Consider the following 11,949-nt stretch of genomic DNA (forward strand, 5'->3'; position numbering starts at 1 on the left):
ACCTCGGGGTCTCAACCGTACGCGGCTGTCTTCTCCGCCAGCCGCTCGAACTCCGACGGCGGGAGCAGGCCCGAGATCAACTCGCCGGGGAGCAGTCGCAGGCAGGCGTGGAGGTGACCGCGTCGGCGCTGGCGAACTGGCCGGCTCCCTGGGGCGGCATCAGTCGCGGCACGCCGGCGGAGAGCGCGCCGAGGGTCGTGCCGCTGCCGCGCGCGGCGATCGCGAGCGGGATCAGCGGATAGGTGCGACCGTCCGCCGCAAGGCCGGCCAACAGCACGCGCATGCCGCCGAATGGATGTCGGCGGGCCGGCGATGCATGGTCGCGTTCGCTTACGGCGTTGGCCACGCTGACCTGCGCGTGGGCCGGGGCCGACGGCCGTTCCGGACGGCGCAGGCGGCACTCCGTGAGATGATCGTGACCATGATCGGTAAGTCAGGCGAAGAGGGCGTGTCGCGGCGCGCTGACCGTTCGAGCGGCCGGTCCTGGCAGATTGTCCCGCACACGGCCCGCACGATCGGCCTCGGTGGCGGTGTCCCGTTCGCGGCCCGCGCGACCAACCACGGTGGCGATGCCCCGCGCACGCCCCGCACGATCGGCCACGGGGGAATGGCGTCCCCGGGGGTGCGGGTCGCGCCGACAAGGTGGGGCCTGCTCTGATGACGATCATGGAATCCACGTCCGTGCGCCCCGCCGACGGCCGGCGGGCGGAGCGCAAATCCCGCGTGGCGCCGGCCCGTGTCCTGAGCGTGAGCAGCGTCGGGCACCTGGCGGGGTTGCGACCACGCGGCCGGTCCGACGCGGGGGGCGACGTGCGCGGCGCCGACGTGGACCTGGTGGACGCCCTGGACCCGCCGACCTGGCGCACGGTGGTCGCCTGGCTGCGCGACACGCCCTCCATGGCGAGCCGCCGGAGCCGCCTGCAGATCCTGGCCGCGTTTTTGCGCTGGCTGCGCACGCTCGACCCGGCCCTGGAGCCGCTCGCGGCCACCGGAGCACACCTGGACGCCTACTGCGAGGCCGCCCGCTCGGGCGCTCTCACCGTCGGGGTGCGCACGCCCGGCAAGCCCCTGGCGGGGGCGACCGTGGCCAAGAGACGCACCGCACTGTCGTCCTTCTACGCCTACGCCTGGGAACGCGGCGCGCTCCGCCAGGCACCCGCCACCGGCCCACAGGCCACCCCAGCTCAAGCCACTGACCCGCAGACCACCTCAACGCACGCCACCGGCCCGAAGATCGGCCCGGTCGGCGACCCCGATCGGCCGGTCGGCGCCGCGTGGGATGCGGGTGCGCAGGCGGGCAAGGTCGGCGACGCTGGTCCGTGGCCCGGCGCCGCCCGTGACGCCGGTCAGCCGGGCCATGCGGTTCGGGATGCCGGCCCGAGGATCGGCTTGGGCCGTGAGACCGACGCCGTGCCGGCGATCACGCCGGAGGAGCGCCGGCTCCTGCGGGAGGGGATCGGGCGCCTGGCCGCCGAGGGCCGGGCGGCCGAGGCCGCGGCGGTGGCGCTGCTTGAGGCCACCGGGGCCGCCGCCGCCACGCTGGCACGCCTGACCCTGCAGGACATCCACGCCGGGGGTGAGGGGGAGGACGCCCGGCCTGGCATCGTCGTCCTGCGCGGCCAGCAGAACGGGGCGGTCGCCTTCCCCCTGGGTGTGCGGGCCCGCTCCTTACTGCGGCAGTTGTGCTCCGATCGCTCGGCGGGAGAGCCGCTGATCCGGCGGGACGACGGCGACCCCGTGGACAACGCCTGGCTCGGGTGGGTGCTGACGGAGGCCGCCCGCGCGGGCGGCATCCCCGCGCCCCGAGCCGAGGCGCTGCACCCCCGGCTGCTACGCGCCACCACCGTCACCGACCTCCTGCGCGCCGAGAAACCCGCCCCCAGGTAGCCCTGCGGTGATGCGGCAGGTGCGTGTCCCGGATGTCAGGAGCGATCAGCTACGTTCGGGTTCGGAGGTAGCCATCGCCCGCGACGCGGCCATCAGCGAACGCCTCGCCGCCATCCCCGCCTCCGACCACGCCAAGTTCCACGGCATGCTCTGGAGCATCGTCGAAGGCCCCTGAGACGCCCCGGAGACGGGGACGGGGCGCCCGGGCTCAGCCGGGCGGCGGAGGCGGTTTCCCGCGCCGGTTCTTCCTGACGGCCGGCCTCCTTTCGCGGTGCCCGTCGAGGGGGATCTTCTCGCCGCCGTACGTGCGGCTCATCCGGATGCGCAGCCGGCCGAGCGGGCCGCGTGCCTCCTTGGGCGGGACCCGCTCGCCCTCACGGCTGGCCGCGGGCAGCATCGGTACGGGCTCCTTACCGCGTACATGAGCCTCGATGTCCTCCGCGGGCGGCGCGTGGACCTCGATGAACTCGCCGTGCCCCAGGCGTTTGATGACGCCCGACTCCACCCCGTGGCTGACGGTGGCGGCGTCCGAGCGCTGCAGGCCCAGGCATATCCGGTAAGTGATCAGGTAGGCCAGGGCGGGGCCGAGGAAGATGAGCACCCGGCCGGCGTACGTCGTCCAGTTGAGGCTGATGTGGAAGTTGGACGAGATCACGTCGTTGGCGCCGAGCAGCCACAGCACCCCGTAGAAGGTGATGGCGGCCATGCCGATCGAGGTGCGGTGCGGGTTGTTGCGCGGGCGGTCCACGATGTGGTGCTCGCGCCGGTCACCGGTGATCCAGCGTTCCAGGAAGGGATAGAGCACCAGCCCGGTGAGGATCAGCCCGATCGGTCCGAGGGCCGGTATCAGCACGTTCATCGGGACGGTGAACCCGAGGAAGACGATCTCCCAGGCGGGCATGAGGCGCAGGGCGCCCTCCAGGAAGCCCATGTACCAGTCCGGCTGGGATCCGGCGGAGATGTCAGCCGGCGTGTACGGTCCGAACAGCCAGATGGGATTGATCTGCGTGAAGGTCGCCAGGCCCGCCAGGACAGCGGTCGTGAACAGCAGGAACGCCCCCGACTTGGCCATGAAGGCCGGCATGAGCGGGGCGCCCACCACGTTCTTCTCGGTGCGGCCCTTGCCGGGCATCTGGGTGTGCTTCTGCACCCACATCAGGGTCAGGTGGGCGGTGATGAGCGCGACCAGCAGGCCCGGGATCAGCAGGATGTGGAAGGCGTAGAAGCGCGGGATCACCACGTTGCCGGGATACTCCCCGTCGAACAGGTAGAACGACAGGTAGGTGCCGACCAGCGGGATCGACTGCAGGACGCCCTGCGTGATCCGCAACCCCGCGCCCGACAGCAGGTCGTCGGGCAGCGAGTAGCCGGTGAGCCCCTCGATCATGGCGAGGGCCAGCAGCGCGACCCCGATGAGCCAGTTCAGCTCGCGTGGCTTGCGGTAGGCGCCGGTCAGGAAGACCCGGAGCATGTGGGCCATCAGACCGGCGAGGAACAGCAGGGCGGCCCAGTGGTGGAGCTGCCGGAGCAGCAGCCCGCCGCGTACCTCGAAGCTGATCTCCAGCGTCGAGGCGTACGCCTGGGACATCGCGACGCCCTTGAGCGGCGTGTAGGGGCCGTCGTAGATCACGTCCCGCATGCTGGGTTCGAACCAGAAGGTGAGGAACGTCCCGGTGAGCAGCAGGATGATGAAGGAGTACAGCGCGATCTCGCCCAGCAGGAACGACCAGTGGTCCGGGAAGATCTTGCGCAGATTCCGCTTGAGGAAGTTCGCGGCTCCGAGCCGGTCGTCGAGTTCTCCGGCTACGGTCGCGAGGGCCTTCGGTGTTCTGGTCATCCATGGCCTCCTCGGTTGCCCCGGCCCCGCTTCCGCAGGACGAAGCGGGCCACTGTCGGCGATCGGCCGCTTCTTCCCGATCCCCCGATGAGCAGCCGGGGGAGTGGACGGGCGCGGGCGCGGATGCCCGCGCCGATCGGCGCGATGCCGTCCGCCGACCGGCGCGATGTGTCGCGAGGTCAGGTGGCGCTGTCTAGCCATCCCGTTCCCGGTGACAGGGGCCAAAACCTGCCCGGCCCGCGCGGGGCCGTGGGCACCCGGCCGGCCTTTCGGGAGCATCGCGTGCGGCGGTGGTCCAGGCGTGGCCCATCGCCTTCCGGCCAGGGCAAAGCGCGGCCATGGCAGGGGCAATGTCACCACGACGGCCGGTGGTGGCCTCCTGATCCGGCCCTCGGCGCAAGGCCCGCCGGCCTCATGCGGACTTGGCCTGACCTGGGGCCGGAGCCGACCCTCCCTTGCCCCTGGCCGGTCGCCCGGCCCAAGGCGTCAGTACAGCCAGCGGTAGGAGCGGACGACCTCCGCCGCGTCACGGTCGGCCGCCCGGGCGGCGTCGGACTCGCGTACGGCACGGAAGGCGCCGATCAGCTCCTCGCCCAGCGCGCCCCGGACGCGCTGGTTGCCCAGCAACGCGCCGAGCTGCTCCGCGACGGTCGTGGGCAGGCGGCGGATGCCGCGCTCGGCCCGCTGCCCGTCGGTCCAGTTGCCGGGGTCCTCCTGCACCGGGTCGGGGGGCGTGAGGCCGTCCTCGATGCCGGCGAGGCCCGCGGCGATGACGGCGGCGAGCGCGAGATAGGGGTTGGCCGAGGCGTCCGACGGCTTGAGCTCGACGTTGGCGTGCCCGGCGCCCAGCAGGGGAGTGGCCGGTACGAGCCGCAGGGCCGCCTCCCGGTTCTCCACGCCCCAGAAGGTGTACGCGCCGGACCAGTAGCCGGGCCGCAGCCGCTGCAGCGAGGACAGGCTGGGAGCGGTGACGGCCACGACCGCGGGCAGGTCGCGCAGCAGCCCGGCCAGGTAGGCGCCGCCCTCCGCGGTGATGCCCGCGGGACCGTCCCCGCCGGAGAGCAGGTTCTTTCCGGCGCGAGACACCGAGGTGTGCAGGTGCCAGCCGTTGCCCACCTGGCCGAGGGTGACCAGGGGAGCGAAGCTCGCCCGCAGCCCGTGCGCCCGGGCGGCCGCGTGCACGGTCTGCCGGGCCAGGAGCTGCCGGTCGGCGGCGGTGACCGGGTCGGCCGGGGCGATGTTGAACTCGAACTGGCCCGGCCCGTACTCGCCGTGGAACTGCCCCACCGGCACGCCGTTGCGGTCGAGGTCGCGCAGCAACTGCTCGGCGAAGGCGTCCACGGCCAGCATCTTGGCCGGTCCGTAGGAGGGGCCCTGGTAGACGGGGCGCAGGTCGTCGCCGTCGTCCCCGTCCGCCCGGCTGAGGTGGAACTCCATCTCGTAGCCGGCCAGGAAGTCCAGCCCCAGGTCCGCGGCCCGGGAGACCTGGCGTTCCAGCACCCCGCGCTGGTCGTAGGGCCACGCGGAACCGTCGGCCGCCACCTGCCGGCCGGGCACCCACGCGAACCCGGGCTGGCCCGCGAGCTGGACCAGCCGATCCGGGACCGGCATCAGGCGGATGTCGCCCGACGGCGTGCCCAGCGGGGCGTGCGCGAAGGTGATCCCGTCGTGGGAGTCGAACACCGCGAACAGCGGCGTGACGCCGACACCGCGCTCGACCGCCGCGCCGAACTGGCTCACCGGCACCGTGCGCGAGCGGGGGATCCCGTTGTTGTCGGCCCAGACGATCGTGACCCCGACGACGCCCGACAGGGTCAGATCCGGAACCTCCGGACCGGTCCGCGGCGCGTCGGCGGCAAGCAGGTCGACCATCGACATCCTCCCAGGTCACGGGATCGAGCGCGGGATTGCTCGACGACCGGGTCACTTTATAGTCGGCGGGGCCTCGCGCAGGCGTGCCACGCCCAATCGGCCTGGCCGGACAGGGACGACGGGCGGCAGAAAGGGTGATTAATCCGAAATGCTGGGTGGTGCGGTTGATCTTGCTTCATTCTGGGCCGTGCAAGTCGGCGCCGCCCCGGCGGCGCCGTACCGAGAGCCAAGGGAGTTTCATGGTCAACCGATATCGGACGCTGCCGGCGGCGCTGGCGGCCTTCGCCGTACTGGGGACCGCCGCCGTCTCCCCCGCGCGGGCGTCCGCCGTCGCCGAGCCCGTCAGCGTGACCTTCGCCGCCGCGGAGGACGTGTTCATCAGCCAGGCCGAGCCCGCCAAGAGCTTCGCCACCGCGACGTGGATGAGCGTCTGCGGCAGCGGTTGCGGCAGCGCCACCGCGGGCCAGCGGGTCGCCCTGACCCGCTTCGAGGTCGCCGGGATCCCGGACGACGCCGAGGACGTCAAGGTCACGCTGGACGTCGTCGCGGCCAGGACGACCGACACCACCATCTCCGTCCGCCCCATCACGGGCGCCTGGACCGAGGCCGCCACCACCTGGAACACCCGGCCGGCGTTCGGCGGGTCGGCCCTCGCCACGCACACCGGTTTCACCGCCGGCGCGACGGCCAGGCTGGACGTCTCGGGCGCCGTGACCGGCGACGGCACGTACGATTTAGCCCTGACCGGCACGGAGGACACCGCGACCGTCGTGATGTCCTCGCCGGGAGACCGGTGACCGCGGGCCGAAGCTCACCGTCACGTACACCAAGGGCAGCGGCGGCGGGCAGACCGCGGGACCGCTGCCCTTCACCCTGCCGGGCACGGCCGCGCTGCGGGCCTCCGGCAAGAAGGTGTTCGCGCACTACTTCAGCCCGTACCCGATCTCGTTGGACAACCAGGCGCCGGAGAACGACTACTACGCCAGGAACTACCTCAAGCCGGAGGGCGAGAGCGGCAAGCACGCCGCGTACGGCGGGTTGCTCAGGGACCGGCCGCTGGGACGTGCCCCGATCTCCGGCGACTACGCGCTGGCCGACCTCAAGACCGAGGTGAGGCAGGCCATCGCGGCCGGCCTGGACGGATTCACCGTCGACATCCTCTCCGTGACCAGCCAGAACTGGACGCGGGCCGGCAACCTCGTCAAGGCCGCCGAGGCCGTCGACCCCGGCTTCAAGATCGTGCTGATGCCGGACATGAACGGGCTGTCCAACGTCGACAGCGCCGCCCTCGCCGCCGCCATGGCCGGGCTCGCCGCCTCGGAGTCGGTCTACCGGCTCGCCGACGGCCGCCTGGTCCTCGCCCCCTTCAAGGCCGAGGGCCGCACCCCCGCCTGGTGGTCCGACTGGATGAAGACCATGGAGACGCAGTACGGCATCAAGGTCGCGCTGGTGCCCTGCATGGTCAAGTACAACGAGTACCGCGACGCCTTCGCGCCGATCAGCTACGGCCTGTCCAACTGGGGCAGCCGCAGCCCCGCGGCCAACGGCTCGCTGGGCACCAACATCGACCGCGCCCACGACCTGGGCAAGATCTGGATGCAGCCGGTGTCCGTCCAGGACGAGCGTCCCAGCCAGGGCGTGTTCGACGAGGCCGGCAACACCGAGAACCTGCGGGCCACCTGGAAGGGCGCGATCGACGGCGGGGCCGACTGGGTGCAGCTCACCACCTGGAACGACTACTCGGAGAACACCCAGTTCGCCCCCTCCAGGAACGCCGGCTGGACCTACCTGGACATCAACGCCTACTACCTGACCTGCTACAAGCTCGGCTGTCCGGAGATCACCGACGACACGGCCTACCTGACCCACCGGGTCCAGCCGGTCGCGGCCCCGCCCTCGTACGAGCAGACCAAGCTCATGCAACCGCGCTCCGGCAGCACGGCGGCCCGTGACACGGTCGAGGTGCTGACCATGCTGACCGAGGCGGGCAAGGTGTCCGTCACGGTGGGCGGCACGACGCAGACCTACGACGCGCCCGCCGGGGTGTCCGCCAGGACGGTCCCGCTGCGGGCGGGCACCGCCTCGGCCACGGTCACCAGGGGCTCCGCCGAGGTGGCGAAGGTGACCTCGCCGTACGCGATCACCACGACGCCGTACGTGCAGGACCTGCACTACCGCGCGGCCTCCAGCGAGCGCTGACGCAGGCCCGCTCCAGATCCCCCGGGGCCAGGAGCGGGTCAGGGCCGTCGTCTTTCCGCCCGACCGGCACGCCGGGCAGCTTGCGGGCGCGGGCCTCGATCGCGCGGCGCCGATGTCATGGATCCGTCATGACACGCGTCATGGACCGCCGATGACGCAGGGGACTAACCCCATCCGAATGCCGTGAACCATGCTGAAGTCCATGAATTCTCGTCAATTAATGATGTCGGCCACGAAGCGTGGAGAGACCGGTCGCGTCAGGCGGCTGGCCGTCGTGACCGTGGCGGGCGCGCTGCTCGCGACAGGGGTGGCGGCCGTCCCGGCCACGGCCGCCACCCGCACGGCGGACCCCGGCACGTCCGGGCTCGACCGGCAGGCGCTGCGGCAGACCCTGGACGCCGTGCACGAGGCGGGGATGTACGGCATCTACTCGGAGGCCCGCGACGGAGGCCGGACCTGGGAGGGCGCCTCCGGCGTCGCCGACGTGGACACGGGCCGCCCGGTAGGCCCGGACATGGTGCACCGGGTCGGCAGCATCACCAAGTCGTTCACCTCGGTGGCCGTTCTCCAGCAGGTGGCCCGCGGCACCGTCGAGCTGGACGCCCCGGTGGGCCGCTACCTGCCCGGCCTCATCCCCGGTGAGCGCGGGCAGCGGATCACCGTGCGCATGCTCCTCAACCACACCAGCCACATCGCGGACTACGTGGGCCTGGTGTTCCCGTCGCTGCTGCAGCCCTCGGGCCAGAGCCTGGACGACAACCGCTTCCGCAGGTTCACGGCGGAGGACCTGGTGGAGCCGGCCCTCGCCGCGCCCCCGACCGGTGAGCCGGGTGTGCTGCCCGGGAGCTACTCCAACACCAACTACGTCATCCTGGGCATGCTGCTGCAGAAGGTGACGGGCGAGGACGCGCAGCAGTACATCACCCGCAACGTGATCCGCAAGGCGGGCCTGCGGCACACGTCCTTCCCGCGCACGCCGCACATCCCCGGGCCGCACTCCAAGGCGTACGAGTCGCTGTACGGGTTCATCGACCCGCCCCGGGACTACAGCGTCTACGACATGTCCTGGGCCGGCCCGGCGGGCGCCATCACCTCGACCATGGACGACCTCAACCGGTTCTACCGGGCGCTGCTGCGTGGTGAGCTGATCGGCGCGGCTCAGCTCGCCGAGATGCAGAAGACGGTGCCGGTGCTGGTCGGAGGTGTGGCAGCGCTGGACTACGGCCTCGGGCTCTACTCCCTCGACCTGCCGTGCGGCCGGTTCTGGGGCCACGACGGGGGAGTCTTCGGCATGATCACGCAGTCGCTGTCCACCCCGGACGGCAAGCGCCAGATCTCCATCGGCCTCAACCGCGCCAAGTACCAGCGGATCGACGAGAACGGCAATCTGGAGCCGAGCCCGATCGACGCGGCGATGGTCCAGCATCTGCTGGTGGCGTTGTGCGGGACGAGCCAGGCCACGGCGAAGGCGGCGGCGCCGTCGTTCGTCCCGTTCCCGGCGGACAGAGTGACCATCAAGCGCTGACCCCCACCCAGCGGGCGCCCACCCGGTGCCCACCCGGTGCCCGCCTGGCATCCCGATCCGACCCCGCCCCACCGCTTGCCGCCGGGGTGGGGTCGGTGCGGTGCCCGTGGGTGCGTGCCCTGGCCGGGCGCGGGGCGCGAAGCGGGATCACCAGCCGAGCTCGGCCACCCCGTTCCACACCTGTCGTGGCCTGGCGCAGCTCACCGGAGGTCGTGGGCCGGCAGGAGGACCTCCGCTCCCATCGGGACGTACCCGGCCGCCAGGAACGCCCGTACGCTGGCCGCGTTGCCCGGTGCGACCTGTGCCCACAGCGGCTCCCCGACGAGATGCCGGGCGGCCGTGGCCAGGGCGCGGCCCACCCCGCGGCCCCGGTGCCCGGGCTCGACCTCGACCGCGACCTCCCACCGTCCCGCCACCCCGCGCCCCACGGCGATCAGCCCGCCCCGGCCGGTCCACACGCGGACGGAGTCGCGGAACCTGCGGGCCCGCGCCACCCGCGGATGGCCGCTGCCGGTGATCTCCTCCAGCGGCAGCGGGACCGGCCCCCGGAGCGGCCCGGCCAGGCCCAGCAGGTCGACGCCGCCGATCTCCCGCCCCGTCGCGGACGCCAGGGCCTGCAGGAACGGGGGGCCGAGCGGCGCGGACAGGTCGTCCGGCGGCAGCCGGTCGCGGACCCAGCCCGGATCGACGTCGGCGAAGATCACGGAGTGCGCGGTGAAGGCGATGACGCCCAGGTCGCGCGGGGATGGCTGGGGAAGGATCGTCACCCCGCCGTCGGTGGCGGGCATCACCCCGCGCTGCACCCGGGAGAGCAGCTCTGACAGAGTTCGCATGATCCCCATTTCAGCCGTGATCCGGCGGGCGCGGGACAGCGACTCTCAGCGATCCCAGGCCGGTATGAGCGGCTCGGCCGGGACATGCCGGCGAGCAGGCGCTCCAGGGTATCGGTCTCCAGCGTGCGGACGCGGTGGAAGAAGAACCGGGCTCGGGCCGCGGCGACCGCCGGGTCCTCGCCCTGGCGACTGGGCACGCTCGGCTTCGAGGACGAGAAGTTCTCCTACGTGGCCGCCACGGCGGTGCCCGCGCCCCGGCCCGCCGCCCGCGTCCTGCGCCACCCGGTCAACGCAAGGGCGTGGTGTCCCTGCGCCTGTGCACCGGCGAGGACGGGCTGCGCGACGCGCTCGTCTCCAAGCGGCAGGGCGAGCTGTACCGCCGGGCCAGGGACGCCGAGTGGGGCGACGGCTGGCCGCCGGTTCTCCCCGGCAAGCCCGGACATCTCGGCGCCGGAAATCAGGAAAGATCAGATTCCGAACCGGTGGAGGCGCCATCCTTGGAGGATGTGGACGACTGACCTACTGCACGCCCTGTACGGCCGACGCCTGCGCCGTCAGGTCATGGCCGGCCCGCTGCCCCGCCACGTGGGCCTGATCACTGACGGCAACCGGCGCTGGGCCAGGCAGGTGGGCCTGGCCAACCCGAGCATGGGCCACAAATACGGTGCCGACCACATCGCCGACGTGATGTCGTGGTGCGAGGTGCTGGGCATCGAGCACCTGACCGTGTTCCTGTGCTCGACGGAGAACCTGCAGCGGCGCGGCGACGAGGAGGTGGCCTTCCTGCTGCGGGTGATCGAGCAGATGGTCGCCGACCGGCTCGACCAGCCCGACGCGCGCTGGCGGGTGCGCGTGGCGGGCATGCTCGACGTGCTGCCCGACAGCACGGCCCGCGCGCTCAAGAGCGCCGTCGAGGCCACCCGCACGTGCGAGACCGGCTTCCACCTGACGCTGGCCATCGGGTACGGGGGCCGCCAGGAGGTGATCGAGGCGCTGCGCGAGCTGCTGCACGAGCGGGCCGAGGCCGGCGAGTCGATGCGGGAGCTGGCCTCGACCCTGACCGTGGACGACGTGGCCCGCCACCTGTACACGGCCGGCCAGCCCGACCCCGACCTGGTGATCCGGACCAGCGGCGAGCAGCGCATGTCGAACTTCCTGCTGTGGCAGTCGGCCTACTCCGAGCTGTACTTCTGCGAGGCGTACTGGCCGGCGTTCCGCGAGATCGACTTCCTGCGCGCGTTGCGCAGCTTCGCCGCCCGCCAGCGGCGTTACGGGAGCTGACGCGAAGGGACCGCGAGGAAGTGCTGGCGGACTTCGACCGGGAGCTCCGCAGGGAGGCCCACCCTGACGGGCCCGGGACGCGGGTCGAGCGGGCCGGTGGCGTGGTGCGCCAGGTCGGCCCCGAGCACGGCTGGAACGGCGTCATCTGGTCGGACCTCGACGCCCGCGGCGCGGACGCGGCCGTCGCCGAGCAGGTCCGCCACTTCGGCGCGCTGGGCCGCTCCTTCGGGTGGAAGCTGTACGGCCACGAAGGTCCCCCCGACCTCGGGCGCCGCCTCCTGGCCGCCGGTTTCACCGCCGAACCGGCCGAGACCGTCATGGTCGGCGAGCTCGCCGGGACCGGCCGATGGGCGTTCGAACCGCCGCCGGGCGCCACGACTTCCTGCAGGTGGACGCCTCCAGCCAGAGCCGCCCCATCCTGGCGCGGATGGGGTTCGAGGCGCTGACCACGACGACGCCGTACGTCCATCCTTGAGTACGCTTGTTCAGATCCACCCCCCGCCATCCGCCGAGGA

Annotated in this window: 12 protein-coding genes; 8 read left to right on the forward strand and 4 right to left on the reverse strand. The window is 72.4% G+C overall.

Annotation, left to right across the window (positions count from 1 at the left end):
• Positions 1-76: 76 nt before the first annotated feature.
• Entirely contained in the window at positions 77-283 is a 207-nt protein-coding gene (locus ABGB18_RS24810) for a hypothetical protein (protein WP_347697974.1), read from the reverse strand.
• Between the two features lie 383 nt (positions 284-666).
• Between ABGB18_RS24810 and ABGB18_RS24815 the strand changes: the two genes are divergently transcribed.
• The gene (locus tag ABGB18_RS24815; protein WP_347697975.1) at positions 667-1,887 is read left to right on the forward strand and encodes a hypothetical protein; all 1,221 of its coding nucleotides are present in this window, start codon (positions 667-669) and stop codon (positions 1,885-1,887) included.
• Between the two features lie 10 nt (positions 1,888-1,897).
• Positions 1,898-2,062, forward strand: a complete 165-nt coding sequence (locus ABGB18_RS24820; protein ID WP_347697976.1) for a hypothetical protein — start codon at positions 1,898-1,900, stop codon at positions 2,060-2,062.
• 33 nt (positions 2,063-2,095) lie between these two features.
• Here ABGB18_RS24820 and ABGB18_RS24825 read toward each other — a convergent pair whose 3' ends face one another.
• A complete protein-coding gene (locus ABGB18_RS24825) occupies positions 2,096-3,724 on the reverse strand; it encodes a ubiquinol-cytochrome c reductase cytochrome b subunit (RefSeq protein ID WP_347697977.1) in 1,629 nt (542 codons plus the stop codon).
• A 486-nt stretch (positions 3,725-4,210) separates the two neighbouring features.
• Complete coding sequence (locus tag ABGB18_RS24830) at positions 4,211-5,596, reverse strand: glutamine synthetase family protein (protein WP_347697978.1); 1,386 nt, start codon at positions 5,594-5,596, stop codon at positions 4,211-4,213.
• A 239-nt stretch (positions 5,597-5,835) separates the two neighbouring features.
• Here ABGB18_RS24830 and ABGB18_RS24835 point away from each other — a divergent pair, with 239 nt between their 5' ends.
• The 3 genes from ABGB18_RS24835 (at position 5,836) to ABGB18_RS24845 (ending at position 9,320) form a co-directional block, all read left to right on the forward strand.
• The gene (locus ABGB18_RS24835; protein WP_347697979.1) at positions 5,836-6,393 is read left to right on the forward strand and encodes a DNRLRE domain-containing protein; all 558 of its coding nucleotides are present in this window, start codon (positions 5,836-5,838) and stop codon (positions 6,391-6,393) included.
• A 115-nt stretch (positions 6,394-6,508) separates the two neighbouring features.
• Positions 6,509-7,795 carry a glycoside hydrolase family 71 protein gene (locus ABGB18_RS24840; RefSeq protein ID WP_347697980.1) on the forward strand — a complete coding sequence of 429 codons (1,287 nt, stop codon included), beginning with the start codon at positions 6,509-6,511 and terminating at the stop codon, positions 7,793-7,795.
• Between the two features lie 220 nt (positions 7,796-8,015).
• Positions 8,016-9,320 carry a serine hydrolase domain-containing protein gene (locus ABGB18_RS24845; RefSeq protein ID WP_347697981.1) on the forward strand — a complete coding sequence of 435 codons (1,305 nt, stop codon included), beginning with the start codon at positions 8,016-8,018 and terminating at the stop codon, positions 9,318-9,320.
• Positions 9,321-9,520: 200 nt separating this feature from the next.
• Here ABGB18_RS24845 and ABGB18_RS24850 read toward each other — a convergent pair whose 3' ends face one another.
• On the reverse strand, positions 9,521-10,153 hold the full coding sequence (locus ABGB18_RS24850; protein ID WP_347697982.1) for a GNAT family N-acetyltransferase: 633 nt from the start codon (positions 10,151-10,153) through the stop codon (positions 9,521-9,523).
• A 299-nt stretch (positions 10,154-10,452) separates the two neighbouring features.
• Between ABGB18_RS24850 and ABGB18_RS24855 the strand changes: the two genes are divergently transcribed.
• Genes ABGB18_RS24855 through ABGB18_RS24865 form a run of 3 tightly spaced genes read left to right on the forward strand, consistent with a single transcriptional unit; the run spans position 10,453 to position 11,880 of the window.
• The gene (locus ABGB18_RS24855; RefSeq protein WP_347697983.1) at positions 10,453-10,671 is read left to right on the forward strand and encodes a small ribosomal subunit Rsm22 family protein; all 219 of its coding nucleotides are present in this window, start codon (positions 10,453-10,455) and stop codon (positions 10,669-10,671) included.
• Complete coding sequence (gene uppS, locus ABGB18_RS24860) at positions 10,658-11,434, forward strand: polyprenyl diphosphate synthase (RefSeq protein ID WP_347697984.1); 777 nt, start codon at positions 10,658-10,660, stop codon at positions 11,432-11,434. The genes ABGB18_RS24855 and uppS overlap by 14 nt, the downstream gene beginning before the upstream one ends.
• A 20-nt stretch (positions 11,435-11,454) precedes the next feature.
• Complete coding sequence (locus tag ABGB18_RS24865; protein WP_347697985.1) at positions 11,455-11,880, forward strand: hypothetical protein; 426 nt, start codon at positions 11,455-11,457, stop codon at positions 11,878-11,880.
• Positions 11,881-11,949 lie beyond the last annotated feature (69 nt).

This window comes from Nonomuraea sp. B12E4, assembly GCF_039871825.1.
Lineage (GTDB): Bacteria > Actinomycetota > Actinomycetes > Streptosporangiales > Streptosporangiaceae > Nonomuraea.

Coding starts and splice junctions, on each gene's coding strand:
- ABGB18_RS24830 (WP_347697978.1), bottom strand. CDS start 5,596: ATGGTCGACCTGCTTGCCGCCGACGCGCCGCGGACCGGTCCGGAGGTT.
- uppS (WP_347697984.1), top strand. CDS start 10,658: ATGTGGACGACTGACCTACTGCACGCCCTGTACGGCCGACGCCTGCGC.
- ABGB18_RS24835 (WP_347697979.1), top strand. CDS start 5,836: ATGGTCAACCGATATCGGACGCTGCCGGCGGCGCTGGCGGCCTTCGCC.
- ABGB18_RS24815 (WP_347697975.1), top strand. CDS start 667: ATGGAATCCACGTCCGTGCGCCCCGCCGACGGCCGGCGGGCGGAGCGC.
- ABGB18_RS24810 (WP_347697974.1), bottom strand. CDS start 283: ATGCGCGTGCTGTTGGCCGGCCTTGCGGCGGACGGTCGCACCTATCCG.
- ABGB18_RS24845 (WP_347697981.1), top strand. CDS start 8,016: ATGATGTCGGCCACGAAGCGTGGAGAGACCGGTCGCGTCAGGCGGCTG.
- ABGB18_RS24850 (WP_347697982.1), bottom strand. CDS start 10,153: ATGCGAACTCTGTCAGAGCTGCTCTCCCGGGTGCAGCGCGGGGTGATG.
- ABGB18_RS24825 (WP_347697977.1), bottom strand. CDS start 3,724: ATGACCAGAACACCGAAGGCCCTCGCGACCGTAGCCGGAGAACTCGAC.
- ABGB18_RS24820 (WP_347697976.1), top strand. CDS start 1,898: ATGCGGCAGGTGCGTGTCCCGGATGTCAGGAGCGATCAGCTACGTTCG.